The sequence below is a fragment of the Thalassotalea montiporae genome (assembly GCF_053485855.1).
On the sequence record NZ_JBQRUO010000001.1, the window covers coordinates 1,314,448 to 1,331,033 of the forward strand.

The 16,586-nt window shown below is 43.4% G+C and carries 13 protein-coding genes; 9 read left to right on the forward strand and 4 right to left on the reverse strand.

The genetic code is table 11. The features are described 5' to 3' along the window. Nucleotides 1–188: 188 nt before the first annotated feature. On the forward strand, nucleotides 189–2,084 hold the full coding sequence (locus ACSLUR_RS05660; protein WP_448552591.1) for a DUF885 domain-containing protein: 1,896 nt from the start codon (nucleotides 189–191) through the stop codon (nucleotides 2,082–2,084). Between the two features lie 115 nt (nucleotides 2,085–2,199). Here the strand turns inward: ACSLUR_RS05660 and ACSLUR_RS05665 are convergent, their stop codons facing one another. Then, nucleotides 2,200–2,952: a UDP-2,3-diacylglucosamine diphosphatase gene (locus tag ACSLUR_RS05665; protein WP_448552593.1), complete on the reverse strand. Its 753-nt coding sequence runs from the start codon at nucleotides 2,950–2,952 to the stop codon at nucleotides 2,200–2,202. Between the two features lie 62 nt (nucleotides 2,953–3,014). Beyond that, nucleotides 3,015–3,506, reverse strand: a complete 492-nt coding sequence (locus ACSLUR_RS05670) for a peptidylprolyl isomerase (RefSeq protein WP_115999792.1) — start codon at nucleotides 3,504–3,506, stop codon at nucleotides 3,015–3,017. A gap of 205 nt (nucleotides 3,507–3,711) precedes the next feature. Here ACSLUR_RS05670 and cysS point away from each other — a divergent pair, with 205 nt between their 5' ends. Then, nucleotides 3,712–5,100 carry a cysteine--tRNA ligase gene (gene cysS, locus ACSLUR_RS05675; RefSeq protein ID WP_448552596.1) on the forward strand — a complete coding sequence of 463 codons (1,389 nt, stop codon included), beginning with the start codon at nucleotides 3,712–3,714 and terminating at the stop codon, nucleotides 5,098–5,100. 143 nt (nucleotides 5,101–5,243) lie between these two features. Here cysS and ACSLUR_RS05680 read toward each other — a convergent pair whose 3' ends face one another. Then, nucleotides 5,244–5,945 carry a hypothetical protein gene (locus ACSLUR_RS05680; RefSeq protein ID WP_448552598.1) on the reverse strand — a complete coding sequence of 234 codons (702 nt, stop codon included), beginning with the start codon at nucleotides 5,943–5,945 and terminating at the stop codon, nucleotides 5,244–5,246. 110 nt (nucleotides 5,946–6,055) lie between these two features. After that, entirely contained in the window at nucleotides 6,056–6,811 is a 756-nt protein-coding gene (gene cysZ, locus ACSLUR_RS05685) for a sulfate transporter CysZ (RefSeq protein ID WP_448552600.1), read from the reverse strand. Nucleotides 6,812–7,005: 194 nt separating this feature from the next. Between cysZ and smc the strand changes: the two genes are divergently transcribed. The 7 genes from smc to ACSLUR_RS05720 all read left to right on the forward strand — a co-directional run bounded on the left by smc (nucleotide 7,006) and on the right by ACSLUR_RS05720 (nucleotide 16,558). Next, nucleotides 7,006–10,614 carry a chromosome segregation protein SMC gene (gene smc, locus ACSLUR_RS05690; protein WP_448552602.1) on the forward strand — a complete coding sequence of 1,203 codons (3,609 nt, stop codon included), beginning with the start codon at nucleotides 7,006–7,008 and terminating at the stop codon, nucleotides 10,612–10,614. A gap of 12 nt (nucleotides 10,615–10,626) precedes the next feature. Next, on the forward strand, nucleotides 10,627–11,697 hold the full coding sequence (gene zipA, locus ACSLUR_RS05695; RefSeq protein ID WP_448552604.1) for a cell division protein ZipA: 1,071 nt from the start codon (nucleotides 10,627–10,629) through the stop codon (nucleotides 11,695–11,697). 77 nt (nucleotides 11,698–11,774) lie between these two features. After that, nucleotides 11,775–13,808 (forward strand): NAD-dependent DNA ligase LigA, encoded by a 2,034-nt coding sequence (ligA, locus tag ACSLUR_RS05700; protein WP_448552606.1) that lies wholly within the window; start codon nucleotides 11,775–11,777, stop codon nucleotides 13,806–13,808. Nucleotides 13,809–13,810: 2 nt separating this feature from the next. Further along, the gene (locus tag ACSLUR_RS05705) at nucleotides 13,811–14,146 is read left to right on the forward strand and encodes a DUF3392 domain-containing protein (RefSeq protein WP_448552608.1); all 336 of its coding nucleotides are present in this window, start codon (nucleotides 13,811–13,813) and stop codon (nucleotides 14,144–14,146) included. A gap of 76 nt (nucleotides 14,147–14,222) precedes the next feature. Beyond that, nucleotides 14,223–14,792: a hypothetical protein gene (locus ACSLUR_RS05710; protein ID WP_448552610.1), complete on the forward strand. Its 570-nt coding sequence runs from the start codon at nucleotides 14,223–14,225 to the stop codon at nucleotides 14,790–14,792. A gap of 97 nt (nucleotides 14,793–14,889) precedes the next feature. Beyond that, nucleotides 14,890–15,675: a M48 family metallopeptidase gene (locus tag ACSLUR_RS05715; RefSeq protein ID WP_448552612.1), complete on the forward strand. Its 786-nt coding sequence runs from the start codon at nucleotides 14,890–14,892 to the stop codon at nucleotides 15,673–15,675. A gap of 505 nt (nucleotides 15,676–16,180) precedes the next feature. Further along, a complete protein-coding gene (locus tag ACSLUR_RS05720) occupies nucleotides 16,181–16,558 on the forward strand; it encodes a response regulator (RefSeq protein ID WP_115999800.1) in 378 nt (125 codons plus the stop codon). The last annotated feature ends 28 nt before the right edge of the window (nucleotides 16,559–16,586 follow it).

The following is a 16,586-nucleotide window of genomic DNA, read 5'->3' on the forward strand; positions in this document are numbered from 1 at the left end:
TGTGTCGTTTTTAGTTAAACGGCCTAAATTAAAGAAGCATAGTTAAAAAGCCGTAGTAAGTCTGGTTTACCTATCACGCTTGATTTTCTTCAAAGCATAAGTGTCTATATTTTCTTGCTAGGCGTTTAAAAAGTTGGCTATTATCAATAGCTAACAATAAAACGATAATAACGATATAGGGAAGTCAGATGCGTACCTTTATTTTCACTGCCTGTGCTGTCGCCGTATTGGCAGCTTGCCAACCAAGTAATAACACTGGTGAAAACTCAAATGCTCAAGCCATCGCCCAAAATGCCGCAGAAAATCCATCGAGTATTGCTCAGTCGGTTATGACGGAGTCTGAAAAGCTAAATATATGGTTCGATGAAAAATACGAACAGCAATTACAAATGAACCCGTTAATGATGACCTTCCTTGGCCGCAAAGATCGCTATGACGAATTTAATGCCATGACTCGTGAAGAAGAACAAGCGTTATTGGATTGGCAAGCGGCGAGTGTGAACGAACTAAAGGGGAAGTTTAATTACGAAAAATTAGACGATGACGCAAAAGAGTCTTACGACTTATGGCTTTATCAATATCAGCAAGCAAAAGAAGCGGCTGAGTTTCCGAAAAACGGTTATGTCTTTACTCAAATGAATGGCGCACAAGCGTTTTTAACCCAATTTATGATTAATTTTCATAAAGTTGAAGACGTTAGTGACATGCAAGCGTACAACAAACGCATTGTTGGCTTATCAAGCGCATTAACAAGTTTGCTTGCGCGCGCCAAAGAGCATGCTGAATATGGTGTTAGACCTCCAAAGTTTGCCTACCAAGGTGTGATTGAACAATCAAAAAACGTGATCACGGGGCTACCTTTTAGCAATGATGAAAACGCACAGGATGCGCCTCTTTGGGCCGATGCAAAAGCAAAAGTAAAGGCATTGACCGAAGCGGGTAAGCTCGATGAAACACAGGCAGCAGAGTTGCTAGCGAAAACCAAAGCCGTGCTCGTTAATGACTATTTACCTGCTTACCAAGCCTTAGTTGCTTGGTTTGAAAAAGATATCGCCAATGCTGATGAAATCGCCACTGGTGTCGCTAAGCAGCCAAATGGCGTTGATTTTTATAATATGCGCCTCATGCATTCCACCACCACAGATTTAACCGCAGAAGAGATCCATGCACTTGGCTTAGCTGAGGTTGAGCGTTTAATTGGTGAAATGAAAGCGATTAAAGAAAAGGTTGGTTTTGAAGGAGATTTACAAGCCTTTTTCCAGTTTATTAAAACCGATGATCAGTTCTTTTACCCCAATACTGATGAAGGTCGCCAAGGTTATATTACCGACTCCGAAGCGTACTTAGACTACATTAAAGGCCAATTGCCGAATTATTTCGGCATTTTGCCCAAAGCTGATTTAGTGGTAAAACGTGTTGAACCTTTTAGAGAGCAAGATGGCGCTGCTCAGCATTACTTCCCAGGCACCGCTGACGGCTCTCGCCCCGGTGTTTACTACGCTCACCTTTCAGACATGCGCTCTATGCCGAAAAATGAAATGGAAGCCATTGCCTATCACGAAGGTAATCCAGGTCACCACATGCAAATTTCTATAGCAAAAGAGCTAACCGGTATTCCAAAGTTCCGCACTAATGCGCAGTTTACCGCTTATGTAGAAGGCTGGGCACTATACTCTGAGCTGTTAGCGAAAGAGATGGGTGCTTATGAAAATGACTACTCTGATTTTGGCCGTTTGATTACTGAGATTTGGCGCGCAGTAAGGTTAGTGGTAGATACAGGCTTGCATGCCAAGGGGTGGACAGAGCAACAAGCGATTGATTACTTTAAAGCTAACTCTCCAGTTGCTGAAGATGCGGTGACTTCAGAAGTGCGTCGTTACCTTGTTTGGCCGGGGCAAGCGACAGCCTATAAAATTGGCATGCTAGAGATTCTAAAGCTGCGTGAATATGCCAAAGAGTCGCTAAAAGAGCGTTTTGACATCAAAGGCTTCCACGATACAGTACTGGGCGGCGGCGCGATGCCACTGCCACTATTGGAAAAACGCGTTAAACGTTGGGTAAATAACGTGAAGCTAAAAGGCTAGTTTATTAGTGATTAATAGCCCGCAAGTTGTTATTACAAATACAGTTTTGGCAATGCGCGGGCTTTTGTCTTTTATCAGTGCTTAACTACTTGCTGTTCAACAGTTAACTGTTCAACTATTTGCGGTCAAATGGCTGGTTTAGTAACTCGTACCCTTGTGGGGTAAACTTAAGCCATGAACCTTGGTCGTACCAATCACCCAACACAACACGCGTGCGTGCCACATTTTTGCTGGTAAAGTGGTGCACATCAGGGCGATGGGTATGGCCGTGGATCATCAAATCAACCTGCATATCTGCCATGACGCGTTCAACTTCTTGTTGAGTGACATCCATAATATCTTGAGATTTCATCGCAGTGGAAGCGGCACTTTTCTTGCGATAATTTTCAGCAATACGTTTGCGTAAAAACAAGGGCAAGTTTTTCATAATGCCTTGCCACCACCAACTGCGCGATTTCTTTCGAAACGCTTGGTAAGCAAGATCGCGAGTACATAAGGTATCGCCATGTAAAATAATTAGCTCTTGCTGGTAAAGTGAAATTTTTTCAACATCCGGCAGCAGTGTCATACCACTGCGTTTAGCAAATGCTTTGCCCAATAAAAAGTCGCGATTGCCTTGGATAAAGAAAATATCCGTTTGTGTGCTAAGTGTTTTTAACGCGTTTGCTATCGTTTCGACAAAAGGACTATCGTCATCGTCACCGAGCCAATACTCGAATAAGTCACCCAAAATAAACAGCTTTTCAGCGTTAGGTGCTTGGTTTTGCATAAATGATAAAAAACAAGCGGTAATATCTGGCCTGTTGTCAGCGAGGTGCAAGTCAGCAATAAAGTAGCTGACGGGGGAGGTGGTGTTTGAACTGCTCATCAATTATAAAAAGTGGCTAAGTGTTTAACTTAACCACTCTCATAGGTACTTAACCTATCGAATTATTCGACGATGGTTTCTTCAACGATAATTTCATCTTTTGGCACATCATCGTGGAAGCCAAAACGACCTGTTTCAACTGTGGTCATTTTATCAACCACTTCCATGCCTTCAACGACTTCACCAAATACACAGTAGCCCCAGCCTTGAATGTCTTCACTCTTAAAGTCTAAGAAGCCGTTGTCAACTAAGTTGATAAAGTACTGAGCAGACGCTGAGTGTGGATCTTGCGTACGTGCCATTGCTAATGTGCCACGCTTGTTGCTTAGGCCATTGTTTGCTTCGTTTTGAATTGGCTCGCGCGTTGTTTTTTCGTCCATACCTGAAGCGAAACCACCGCCTTGCGCCATAAAGCCTTTAATTACACGGTGAAAAATAGTGCCATTGTAGAAACCGTCTTCAGCGTATTGTTGGAAATTTTTTGCGGTAACAGGAGCGTTGTCAAAGTCTAATTTGATTTTGATATCGCCTAAATTTGTTTTAAAAGTAATCATGAATTTATCCTGTTTTAAAAGTGTTGGCAGATTGTAGCGTAATTAATTCGCTTTTTCTCGTTTTGTCTAAGCTAGGCTGTGGTTTGACTATAAATGATACGTTACAATGGCGCGCTGGGCTGAGGCATGATGAATTGAAAAGCTTGCTTCTTGCCACCAAGGTTATGTTTATTAATTTGTTTGTACTAAAGGAAACCAAAACACAATGTTGCAAATATACAACACCCTAACTCGACAAAAAGAAGTGTTTAAACCTATTGAAGCCAACAAGGTGGGGTTATACGTTTGTGGTGTTACCGTTTACGACTTGTGTCACATTGGCCACGCTAGAACCTATATTGGCTTTGACAACATTGTTCGTTACTTAAGGTTTTCTGGTTACGATGTTAACTACGTGCGCAATATCACTGACGTTGAAGATAAAATCATCAAGCGCGCGAAGGAAAATGGCGAGCAGCCGCTAGAGCTAGTCGAGCGTAATATCGCGGAAATGTATCAAGACTTTGATGCCTTGAATTTACTGCGCCCAGATATCGAACCACGTGTTACCACACACATGAACGAAATTATCGAGATGATCGACACACTTGTTGCCAAGAAACACGCCTACGTGGCTGGCAGTGGTGATGTGTTGTTCGATGTTTCAAGTTTTAAAGATTACGGTAAATTAAGTGGCCAAAATTTAGAACAGTTGCAAGCCGGCTCGCGTGTAGATGTTGATGAAACCAAGAACAACCCACTAGATTTCGTGTTGTGGAAGTCGGCAAAACCTGGCGAGCCATACTGGGAATCACCTTGGGGCAATGGTCGCCCAGGCTGGCACATTGAATGTTCTGCGATGAATGCGAAAGAGCTTGGTCACCATTTTGATATTCACGGTGGCGGCTCTGACTTGTCATTCCCACATCATGAAAATGAAGTGGCTCAAAGCTGCTGTGCATTAGACACACCTTATGTGAACTACTGGATTCACACGGGTATGGTACAAGTGGACCAAGAGAAAATGTCTAAGTCACTGGGCAACTTCTTTACCATTCGTGAAGTATTGGAAAAGTACGATACTGAAACAACGCGCTTTTTCTTAACTTCTGGTCAATACCGTAGCCAGTTAAATTACTCGACGGAAAATCTTGATCAAGCACGAGCTTCTATTGAGCGAATTTACACTGCGTTGCGTGATGTTGATGTGCCAGCAGAGTTTGTGCTTGATAAGGCACATCCACAAGTTGCGGAGTTCTGTGCCGCGATGGATGACGACTTCAACACGCCACAAGCGATTGCTGTGTTATTTGAGTTGGCAAAGCAGCTTAACGTTGCCAAGCAACAAGGTGAGCAATCATTAGCGGTAGAGCTTGCTGGAACCCTAAAAGGCTTAGGTGGCTTAATTGGCATTTTACAGCTAGACCCTGCTGAGTTTTTACAAGGTGGCGGTGATAGTGACGAAGTCGCCGAAATTGAAGCTTTGATCGCTCAACGTAACCAAGCGCGTGCAGATAAGAACTGGGCGCTTGCCGATGAAGCACGCGATAAGCTCAAAGCCATGAATATTGTGCTAGAAGATAGCGCTGGTAAAACGACTTGGCGCAAAGCTTAACAAAAGAAAGCTATTAGCTTTTGCGAAAGTAGCTATTGCCAGAGGCAGAAACTAAAAAAGCCGCAATTACTCAAATAAGTAATTGCGGCTTTTTATTGTTCGTGTATTCGTGTTTTAACTTGTTAGCTATAGATAGGTTAAAGCTACAGTGCTGCACTCTCTTGCAATACATCCACTTGGCGACGATTATCTTGCTCCGAAATCACCACACGCGTCGCTACATCTTGCAGGTAAAAGGTAACATTTAAGCGACCACGCTTACGTTCTTGCTCAACAGGCTCACCATAGTTTTCGCTGTAAAAAGCAATAATTTCGTCTTCGCTAGCCATCGTAAAAAAATTCACTACAGCAGGTAGTTCATCGATAAACTCCGCAAAGACTTTTGCATCGGAGAGCACAGGAATAAAAACATCGCCTTCTTCAGGGACAGGGCGAACAAAATTGTAAGGTGTATCGTCTACATAACTTTCGATAGTGGCTTCTTCAGCTTGAACGTCACTCGACAGGTCATCTAAGGTGGCTGATAAATCTGTTTGTTCTTCGTCACTGAGCACTTCAGTGGGCATTTCAGCTACTGAGGATTCAAATTCTTCTGTTACCTCAATTGCTACTTCAGTCGTTTCTTCAGTAGGAGGCACAGAGCTATCAGATGGAGCCTCTTGCTCTTTTGATTCTTGCGCTAAATCAATCATTTTTTCTTCAACGGCTTGTGGCTCGTTTGCTACTTGCTCTACAGGTGTTTCTGCAGTTTGTAGTTCAGTAGAATTTGCATCCGTGTTTTGCGCGCTAGCCCAAGCCAGAGGACATATTGCTAACAAGGCGCCAACGGTTAATTTAGCTTTCATCAAAAATTGCTCCATCACTTTTATTTAACTGTAAAAGTTAGCGATATAAGGGTCAACCTTTTTGGGCAAAATAGCTGAAATGAAAAAGAATTCTCGTTGCGACTTCCTTTTTACATTTGCGTGTCACGGGTGTTAACTTGCGCCTTCATTTCTTGTTTATGGTGATCAACCCATAGTGCGGTAGCACCGCAAATTGCCACCGGCATGACAATTAAATTAACAAAAGGGATCATTGAAAACAGCGCCGTTGTTATGCCGAAACTGTAGCTTTGACCTTTATGCTCATTGAGACGGCCACGCATTAACTCAAAGTTAATTTTGTGATTATCGAATGGGTAGTCTAAGTATTGAACCGCCATCATCCATGAAACAAACAAAAACCAAATTATTTGCCCAATGAACGGCAGAATCCACATGATAATAAAAAAGCCAATAGCGCGTGGCAGATAATAACGCAATTTGCACCACTCTCGGCTGAGCGTTCGGGGAATATCTTTAAACACATCTGATAGGCCACCGCTGTTATCTTGCTGCCCCGTTAATTTTGCTTCTACTTTTTCGGCGAGTAGGCCATTAAAAGGCGCTGCGAGCCAGTTAGCAATAGCGCTAAAAATAAAGGAAAAGCCGATTAAAATTGCGACAACAGCAACTGGCCACACCATATACTCTAGCCAAGCTAACGCCTCTGGTAGCCAGCCTAATAATTGTGAGATGTAATCATTGAGTTGCAGCAGTAGCCAATAAAAAGTGATCCCAAAAATGACCAAGTTGACGGCTAGGGGAATTAATACAAAACGCCTTAACCCTTTGGAGTTAATCAAGTTAAAACCTTGAAAAAAATAGCCGGAACCGCTGTTTGCTAACATATGTGCCTTTAATGTGTCATACGGGCAAAGTGCCGCAGTGATAAATGTGATATTTCCGATTATAAGAAAATTTCATTGCGAGCCAAGGGCTAAGACCACCTTTAAGCGCAATTAGGTGTGACAAAGTATGACAAAATTTGATAAATTGCACCTATAACAAGAACAACTCGGCATCGCCTTAATTTCACCCAGATATGCGTTTAAAACAAATCAAACTTGCTGGTTTTAAATCGTTTGTCGATGTCACAAAAGTTCCTTTTCCTCATCAAATGACTGCGATCGTTGGCCCTAACGGTTGTGGTAAATCAAATATTATCGACGCTGTACGTTGGGTACTTGGCGAAAGCTCAGCTAAAAATCTGCGTGGCGATGCGATGACTGACGTCATCTTTAATGGCTCAGCTGAGCGAAAACCTATAGGGCAGGCGAGTGTTGAACTCATTTTTGAAACACAGGGCGAAGGCACGCAGGACTTACCTACCAATAATTTTCATCTGGCGGCTAATCTTGCAGAGCGAAATGAAGTGGCGATCAGACGCACGGTAAATCGCGATGGCCAAAATCTTTACTACCTAAATGGCAGTAAGTGTCGAAAAAAAGACATTACCGACGTGTTTCTTGGCTCAGGCCTTGGTCCAAAAAGCTACGCGATTATTGAACAAGGCATGATTTCTCGGCTGATCGAGTCGAAACCTCAAGAGTTACGCGTTTTTGTGGAAGAAGCCGCAGGCGTTTCAAAATACAAGGAGCGCCGCCGTGAAACCGAACTAAAACTCGGCCATACCAGCGATAATCTGTCGCGCCTTGCCGATATCAGTCAAGAGATTGGCATTCACCTAAATGTTTTAGATCAGCAAGCGCAGCAAGCAGGCCAATATCGCAAGTTAAAAGCACAAGAACGTGAACTGAAATCGATTATTGCAACGGTAAAATATCAATCTGCACAAAAGCAGCTAGATAAGCTCAATACCGTGATTGCTGAGTTAAACCTGCACATGGCAGAGGCGAAAAACGCACTAGGTGAACACAAACTTGCCCTATCAATACAAGAACAAGCGATAGAGCAAGATTACAAAACACTTAGCGACGCTCAACATACGTTAACCAGTACAAATCAAGAACACAGTCGTTACCAGCAAGAACTCGCCACCGCTCAGCATTTATTGAGTAATAATGAAAAGCAAGTCGCCCGTTATCTGCAAAAGCAGCAAGATATTGTCGCCAAAAGCGAACAGTACCATCAAGAAATTGCTAGCTGGCAGGAAAAACTAGCGGCACTTGCCCCACAAACATTAGCGGCAGAGCAAGCACTTGTTAGCGCTAAAGCTGAGCTGTTGAGCCTTGAACAGCAAGTGGCATCACAAGAACAGCTTGTGCAAACGCAAAGCCGAGAGCGCCTAGCCGTTCAAGAACAGCGTTTGGCGCAGCAACAAGCTCAACTGGCGAGCCAAGAACTATTGGCTAAGTTAACTGCTCAATTAGAAGCAAAGCAACTACAATTCAAAGAGCTTAATGAACAGCCACTAGCAGACCTGAGCGCGCTAACAGAGCAAATTAAGCGATTAAAAGACCAAATTACTAACAGCCAAGCTCAATTAAACGCGAAAGCCCAAAGTGACAAGCTGCTTGAACTGGATATTAAACAAGCTGAGCTAGCCTTAGCTGACAACAAGCAATTGCAATTGTCTTTCAACCTGCAATTGGCACAATTAACCAAGCAACTTGCGGTAAAAGAAGAGTGGCAAAGCGAATGTGAGCACTGGCTTACGGCGCAAGGCATCACTGAATTTAATAGTTATCGCGAGGCGATTTCAGTTGATAAAAATTGGCAGGCCGCTGTAGATAAAGTACTCGGCCAATGGTTGGACGCTTATTTACTTAGCGCTAATGACTACCAGCTTATATCAGCTAATATTTCGAATTCGCTAGAGAGCGGCGCAGGCGATTCTAAAAACAATTCTCGAAACAGTTCTCAAAACAATGAGAAAAAAACTGCTGAACGATTTTGGTTAATTAACCAAGAAAACCTCGACCAACATGCCAATATTGGCTGTCTAGCCAGTAAAGTAACGACTCAACTCGGGTTCGTGCCTTTGCTCAACCAAGTTAAAGTCGCAGAAGATGAAGCCTCGCTACAAGCCATGTTAGCGTCAGTGGATACGCTAACAGATGAGCAATACATCATTAGCACTGATGGCACCATGTGGTCAAAGGCGATATTGTCAAAAGGTCGAGCTTCACAAGGCATTAACCGCTTAGCCTTGCAATGCGAGTATGATGAGCTTAACCAGCAAATGGCTGAGCTATCGCCAATTGTTGATGCACAGTCAGAAAAACTGAAACAGCTACAAGGTCAGCAACAGTCACTTGCACAGCAAAACACCATTGTTGCTAATCAGCTTGCTGAGCAAAAATTAGCGCTACAAAAAGCGCAAAGCGAGTATGACTTTGCTCAATCACAAGTTGATCAACGAAATCGCCAGTTAGCTCAGGTTTCTCAAGAGCTTGGTGCGCTAACGCTAGAACAACAAAGTGCTATTTCAACATTAGAAAAAAGCAAAGCAGGGCAAGCTAGTGAAGCGCTAAGCGCCGAAGCTATCGAGCAAAGTGAACAAGCTTTACGGACGCTGCAAGAGCAGCTAGCTGCGCTAGTTGCGCAAAAACATGCGAAGCAACAAGCACTCAATGATGCGCAGCAACAATTGCAGCAGTTGCAGCTTCAACACCAACAGCACTCGTTAAGCCTTCGACAAAGTGAATTGCAATTGGCACACACCAGTGAGCAGCGCCATAGTACGGATGATCAGTTAGGTCACTATCAACAAGAATTAGCACAATTGCCCAAAACGGCAGCGCTTGAGCAACAAGTCGTTACTGCCAACGAAAGTGTGGAAAAAGCCAAAGTAAAACTTGCTAGTGCTGAATTACAATTGGATGAAAGCAAGGCTAAGAAGTCGCAGCTAGCGCAGCAAATTGCCCAATTGGAGACAAAAGTTAACCAGCACAACGATACGGCTCATCAACAAGCGTTGAAAAAAGAGCAACTTGTTTTTGAATTAAACGCTGCAAAAGAATCACTAAGCGAGTTGAAAGAGCTTAATCAACAGCAAGTGTTTGGTGAGCCAACAGGTTCACTTACTAGTTATCAGCAACAGCTAAAACAAGTGCAACGCCAGCTCGGAGAGCTTGGAGCGGTTAATTTAGCAGCGATTGATGAGTTTCAACTGCAACAAACGCGAAAAAATCAAATAGATTTACAAATTGAGGATTTAACTCAAGCAGTTGCCACGTTAGAATCTGCAATAGCAAAGATTGATAAAGAAAGTCGGCAGAAGTTTAAAACCACTTTTGAGCAGATTAACCACGGATTTTCTGCACTGTTCCCAAAAGTGTTTGGCGGCGGGCAAGCCTATTTGGCATTAACGTCAGATGATTTGCTTGATACTGGCGTGACCATTATGGCGCGTCCTCCTGGCAAAAAAAATAGTACAATTCATTTGCTCTCAGGTGGAGAAAAGGCGCTAACGGCATTATCATTAGTGTTCGCCATTTTCCGACTGACACCAGCGCCATTTTGTATGCTGGATGAAGTAGACGCACCGCTAGACGACGCCAATGTTGAGCGTTTTTGTAATCTGGTTGGTGAAATGTCTAAAACTGTGCAATTTATATATATCAGTCATAATAAAATCGCGATGGAGATGGCTTCTCATCTTACGGGGGTAACCATGATGGAACCCGGTGTGTCTCGCATGGTCTCAGTAGACATAGATGAAGCAATCGCCATGGCAGAAGTATCATAATAAACAGGCTCGATGATGGAAGATAATTTTCGAAACGCATTAATCATTATCAGTGCAATTGTAATTGCCGCCATTTTTATCCACGGTTTGTGGACTATTCGCAAAAACAAAAATCCGTATAAGTTAAAAACAAGTGACACCAAAGTTGAGCCGATGTCGCGCGACTTTGATGGCAAAGGGTTCGATCAAGATGGCGTAAGCGAGGCGAGAGTTGTTGCCGATTCTGCGCTAACTGGCGAAATTGAACACCCGCCAGCAGACGAAGAAATTCCTAATCAGCCAGCGCCTGCACCGGCATACAATGATGAACCTTTGCCGGTGGATATTGCTGAACAAACTGTTGCTCCTGAGTTGCCAGAGGAAGAAAAAGCAGCACCAGCGGCCGAAGAGCTGGTTCTAGAATCTGAGCCTAGCGTTTACCAAACTCCGGTCACTCAAGCTAAACCGAAAGTTACCACACCTGCTTCTGCTGCCAATGTTGCCAAGGCACCTAGCGGTGCGGCGCTCAAGAAAAACCAAATTGAGCTAAATTTTGATGACAGCATTGACACTGCAGATGCGGGTGATCGCAAAGAGCCAACCTTCGGCGCTCAGCCAATTGACGAAGTTGAAGCGTCTGACAATACGCCAGAGCTCGAGCAACCAGAAATTGAAACAGAAGTTATTGTGTTATCTGTGGTAATGCCGCAAGGGCAATTAATGTCTGGTGCTGCATTATTGCCAAGCCTGCTGACACTGGGTATGAAGTACGGTGATATGAACATTTTCCACCGCCATCAAGACAGTGCAGGCAACGGAAAAGTTACCTTTAGCCTTGCGAATATGATGAACCCTGGCACCTTTGATTTAGACAATATGGAAAACTTTACGACGCAAGGGGTCAGCATGTTTATGACCTTGCCCAATGCGGGTGATCCATTTGAAGTATTTGAACAAATGTTAGCGGCCGCTAAACAGCTTGCACAAGAGTTTAATGGTCAGATCCTTGATGACAAGCGCAGCGCGATGACCAAGCAAACTGAACAGCATTACTTGAGTAAAATCAGAGAGTTCGACCGCAAACAGCGTATTGCGCAAAGTTAATAGAATGAGTTAGAAAATAAAAAGCCTCCAGTTGGAGGCTTTTTTCACCACGCTTATACCAAAGAATAGAATTGAATATGTCACTAGAAACTGCACAGCAGCAAGTGGAAAAAATTTCCGAGCAACTCCGCCAATATAATCACGAATACTACGTGCTAGATCAGCCTTCGGTGCCTGATGCCGAGTACGATCGACTAATGCGCGAACTTATTGCTATCGAAACAGAATTTCCGGCGCTAAAAAGTATTGATTCACCGTCGCAAAAGGTAGGTGGAGAGGCGCTAAAAGCCTTTACGCAAGTGACTCATCAATTACCTATGCTATCGCTTGATAACGTCTTCTCCCAAGAAGAGTGGCAGGCTTTTGTTACCCGTATCAATGACCGATTGGCAAGCAGTAAAACACTAGCGTTTTGTGCAGAGCCTAAACTTGATGGCCTAGCGGTTAGTTTACGTTACGAGCAAGGTGTGCTCGTACAAGCGGCAACGCGAGGAGACGGGACAACAGGTGAAAATATCACGGAAAATATTCGCACGATTAAATCAATTCCCTTAAAGCTGATGGGCACTGATTATCCAGCGGTGTTGGAAGTGCGTGGTGAAGTATTCATGCCCAAAGCCAGCTTTGAGCAGCTTAATGAGCGCGCCAAAGCGAAAGGTGAAAAGGTATTTGCTAACCCGCGTAATGCCGCTGCTGGTAGCCTACGTCAGCTAGACTCTAAAATTGCCGCACAGCGTAACCTTGCTTTTTATGCCTATGGTATTGGTTATGTCAGCGATGAAGGTCAAGATTGGTTAGCTGACTCTCATTTCGCTCGTTTAAACCAGCTTAAAACGGTTGGTATGCCAATGTGTCCAGAGGTGAAGTTCTTAGCCAATGCTAGCGAATGCGAGGCGTTTTATCAGGATATTCTTAATAAACGCGACGCTTTAAGCTATGAAATTGATGGCACAGTATTAAAGGTTGATGATATTGCGCTGCAACAGCAACTAGGTTTCGTTGCTAGAGCACCGCGCTGGGCAACTGCTTATAAATTCCCAGCCCAAGAGGAAATTACATTACTTGAAGATGTTGAGTTTCAAGTAGGGCGCACTGGCGCAATTACGCCGGTAGCTCGCTTAAAGCCAGTATTTGTTGGTGGGGTAACGGTAAGTAATGCGACCTTACACAATCAAGATGAAATTGATCGCTTAGGACTACAAAAAGGCGATACAGTGGTCATTCGACGTGCGGGCGATGTAATACCGCAAGTGGTTAGCGTGGTTGTTGATCGCCGCCCAGATGATGCCACGCCAGTAGTGTTCCCAAACACTTGCCCTGTGTGCGACTCTCCGGTCACTAAACCTGAAGGTGAAGCGGTGCTGCGTTGTACTGGTGGCTTAATTTGCGGTGCTCAGCGCAAAGAGGCGATCAAACATTTTGCTTCGCGTAAAGCATTCGATGTGGATGGTTTAGGTGACAAGCTAGTTGAGCAGTTGGTAGACGAAAACCTGATTGCAACCCCTGCTGACTTATTTGATTTAAACGAACTACAAATTAGCAGCTTAGAACGTATGGGCAAGAAGTCAGCAGAGAAACTCGTTGCTTCATTGGAAACAGCGAAAAAGACCACGCTTGCTAAATTTATTTATGCGTTAGGTATTCGTGAAGTCGGCGAAGCGACGGCTGCGAACCTAGCTAATCACTATCTAACATTAGAAGCGGTGCAGCAGGCTAACCGAGAGTCTTTGCAATCGGTATCTGATGTTGGTGAAGTGGTTGCCAATAACATCGCAACTTTCTTTGCTCAAGAAACGAACTTAGCGGTTATTGAAAAGTTGCTAAATGCAGGTGTAACTTGGCCAGCAATAGCCGTTAAATCGGCAGATGAGCAGCCACTTACCGACCAAATTTTTGTCTTGACTGGCACCTTGTCGCAAATGGGGCGAAATGAGGCTAAAGCAAAACTTCAGGCCTTGGGTGCAAAGGTTTCTGGTAGTGTTTCTGCTAAAACGCATTATCTTGTTGCAGGTGAAAAGGCTGGCTCAAAATTGACCAAGGCACAAGATTTGGGTGTAACGGTATTAACTGAGCAAGATTTAGTCGATTTGCTAGCTAAGCACGAGGCTTAATAGTGCAAGCGCAGTTAATTGAATTGGCGGGTCAGTTAGGCCAGTGGTTTCGACCATATCAAGGGCAATGTGCAATGGCGATCATTGCGACATTGCTGGTACTATTTGGCGGTGAAATTTCTCAATCCATTCGCCAACTCATTAAAAACCAGCACTTGGTAGTGCGCACATTAATTTTTGTTCTAGTTTGTGCATTTGGTTATGGTGCCGCAACTGTATGGCTAAGTGGATTCTTAGCTGAGTTATTGGCGCAAATTTCTGATCTATACCTAGTACCGGTTGTGGTATCTGTGTTTATTGGACTAGGCATGTACGCACAAAAACAGCGGCATATATAGGTTTTATACACAATAGTTTAGCCCTAACGTAAAATAAAAATAATGGGCTAACGATAACAGCAAAGCGAAGAGAATAATGAATGTAAAAGCGATAGGTATTTTAGTTGTTTTATGGGGTTCAACACTGGTGAGCAGCGCTATGGCTGACCAGCATAAGGTACACAAAAGTGAGGAAGCTTTGGTTAAATCAATTACTGTCACTGCTAGCGAACTAAGTGATAGTGCGGGTTTAAATTACGTCGGTGGCATAGTTCAACAAGACATCATCGCTGGCTATTTGCAACAGTTACAGGCTATTGAAACTGATACTTTCAAAACACTTAGAGCTGGCCAAGCCAACCGCGACCATGGCAAGTTTCACGTCACCTTAATTAACCCTTATGAGATCAAAGAGGTTAGTGAGCAGCAAGTTAACGCGTTATTAGCCAGTGGTCGTCAAATTAAATTTCAGGTGAAAGGGTTAGGGCGTGTCATAAAAGACCAAGGGAAAGCGTATTTTGTGGTACTTAGTTCGGAGCAAGCAGATGACTTACGTAAGGCATTTGGCTTAGCGCCAAAAGATTTTCACATTACCTTGGGCTTTTCGCCATCAGACATTTACGGGGTTAGTAAAGACGAAAGCACGCTTGTTAAAGTTTTGCCCTAGTTAAGATTGCACCGTAGCAAGTTGTTTAAGCTAGTGAGTAGCCTCACAACAATACACAATAAAAAACAAATGATAACGTTAGGTAGAAGGAATTCATATGAAACGTAGTTTGGCAGTAGTCTCATTGGCCTTGTTCATTAATGCTTGTTCTACATCATCAACGGGACGCCAGCAGATCACCTTATTTTCGGCTGGTGAGCTCAATAAAATGGGTGCATCTTCGTTTGAGCAGTTAAAAGAAAAAGAGAAAATCTACCAAGACAGCAAGACTAATCAATATGTTCGCTGTATTTCTGACGACATTATTCAACAATTACCAGGCCAGCCTAAGGCTAGTGATTGGGAAGTGGTGGTGTTTGACTCTGAGCAAGTGAATGCTTTTGCGCTACCGGGGGGCAAAATTGGTGTTTACACTGGTATTCTAAAGGTTGCTGAAACACCTGCACAGTTAGCAGCCATTATTGGTCACGAGGTTGCCCATGTTATTGAGCAGCATTCTAATGAACGTATGTCTTCAGGCCAATTGGCGCAAATTGGTTTGCAAGCTGCTGACGCCGCACTGGCTAGCCAAAATGTGCAAAATCGAAATGCATGGATGGCTGGGTTAGGTCTGGGTTTACAATATGGCGTGTTGATGCCTTATGGGCGCACGCATGAGTCAGAGGCTGATATTGTTGGTCAAAAATTAATGGCCAAAGCCGGCTATGATCCAAAAGCGGCTATTCAGCTTTGGCGTAATATGGCAAAGGTGAGCAAGGGCGCGCCGCCAGAGTTTTTATCAACTCACCCGTCAAGTGATACACGAATTCGTCAGTTAACCAATAATTTGCCTAATGTTAATGGAGATTATCAAGCATCTGTTAAAGGGCAATGTCGCCGTTAATAAGCTTTATAGGCTCGTATTGGCCTTAGTTAGTTTTAAGCCCAGTATTGATTCTACTGGGCTTAAATTGCTAATAACATCAGCCTGAAAAAACATGATTGCACAGCGTTAATTGTAGATTTTGTCGTTAGCTTTCTTGTCACTGTCTCGGTAAAGAGTAGGCTAAATGAGGAATTGAAGTATTATTTTTAACTCACAAACGCTACCAACTAACATAAATAGCTCAGTAACTTAGCCTGCATATTAACTGCCAACATGTTGGTTATAAACTTGATCTAGATCAAAATCTCTGTTCATAAAATCAATCATCTATTATAATGCGCGACGTTTTTAACCTGTGTAGGAAGTAGAAGATGTCTCACAACGAGAATTTCAAAGATAGTGCGTCAAAGCGTCATTTGTTTTTAGCTCTAGTTGCCCTAGTTTCAATGCCTTTATTACCTATGCTAATGGGCTGGTACACTTACCTAGCTTAATAGGTTCTGCTGGATCACAGCATATCTCGATGAACATTTTAGTGGTAGATGATAATGCTGCCGTATTGGCACAAATCAATTGCTTACTCGCTGGCCGTGGACACCATGTGACCAATGCGAAAAATGGCTTAGACGGTTATAAAAAATACCAAGAGCAGCCTTTTGATTTGCTTATTATCGACCACTTAATGCCATTAATGGATGGTGTTAAGCTGCTAAAAAACATCAGTCAAGACGAGCACTTGATCCCCATCATTTTTATGACCACCCAAGGTCGTGAGTCAATGAAGCATTTAATCGAACAATCGCTTTGTGATTGTATTCTCGACAAGCCCATAGATGATGTTAAATTCCTAACATTAATCGCCCAACTGAACAAGCAAAATACTCGCGTCGCCTCTCTGTAAAAATTGTTTAAATTCATTTATCCTTAAC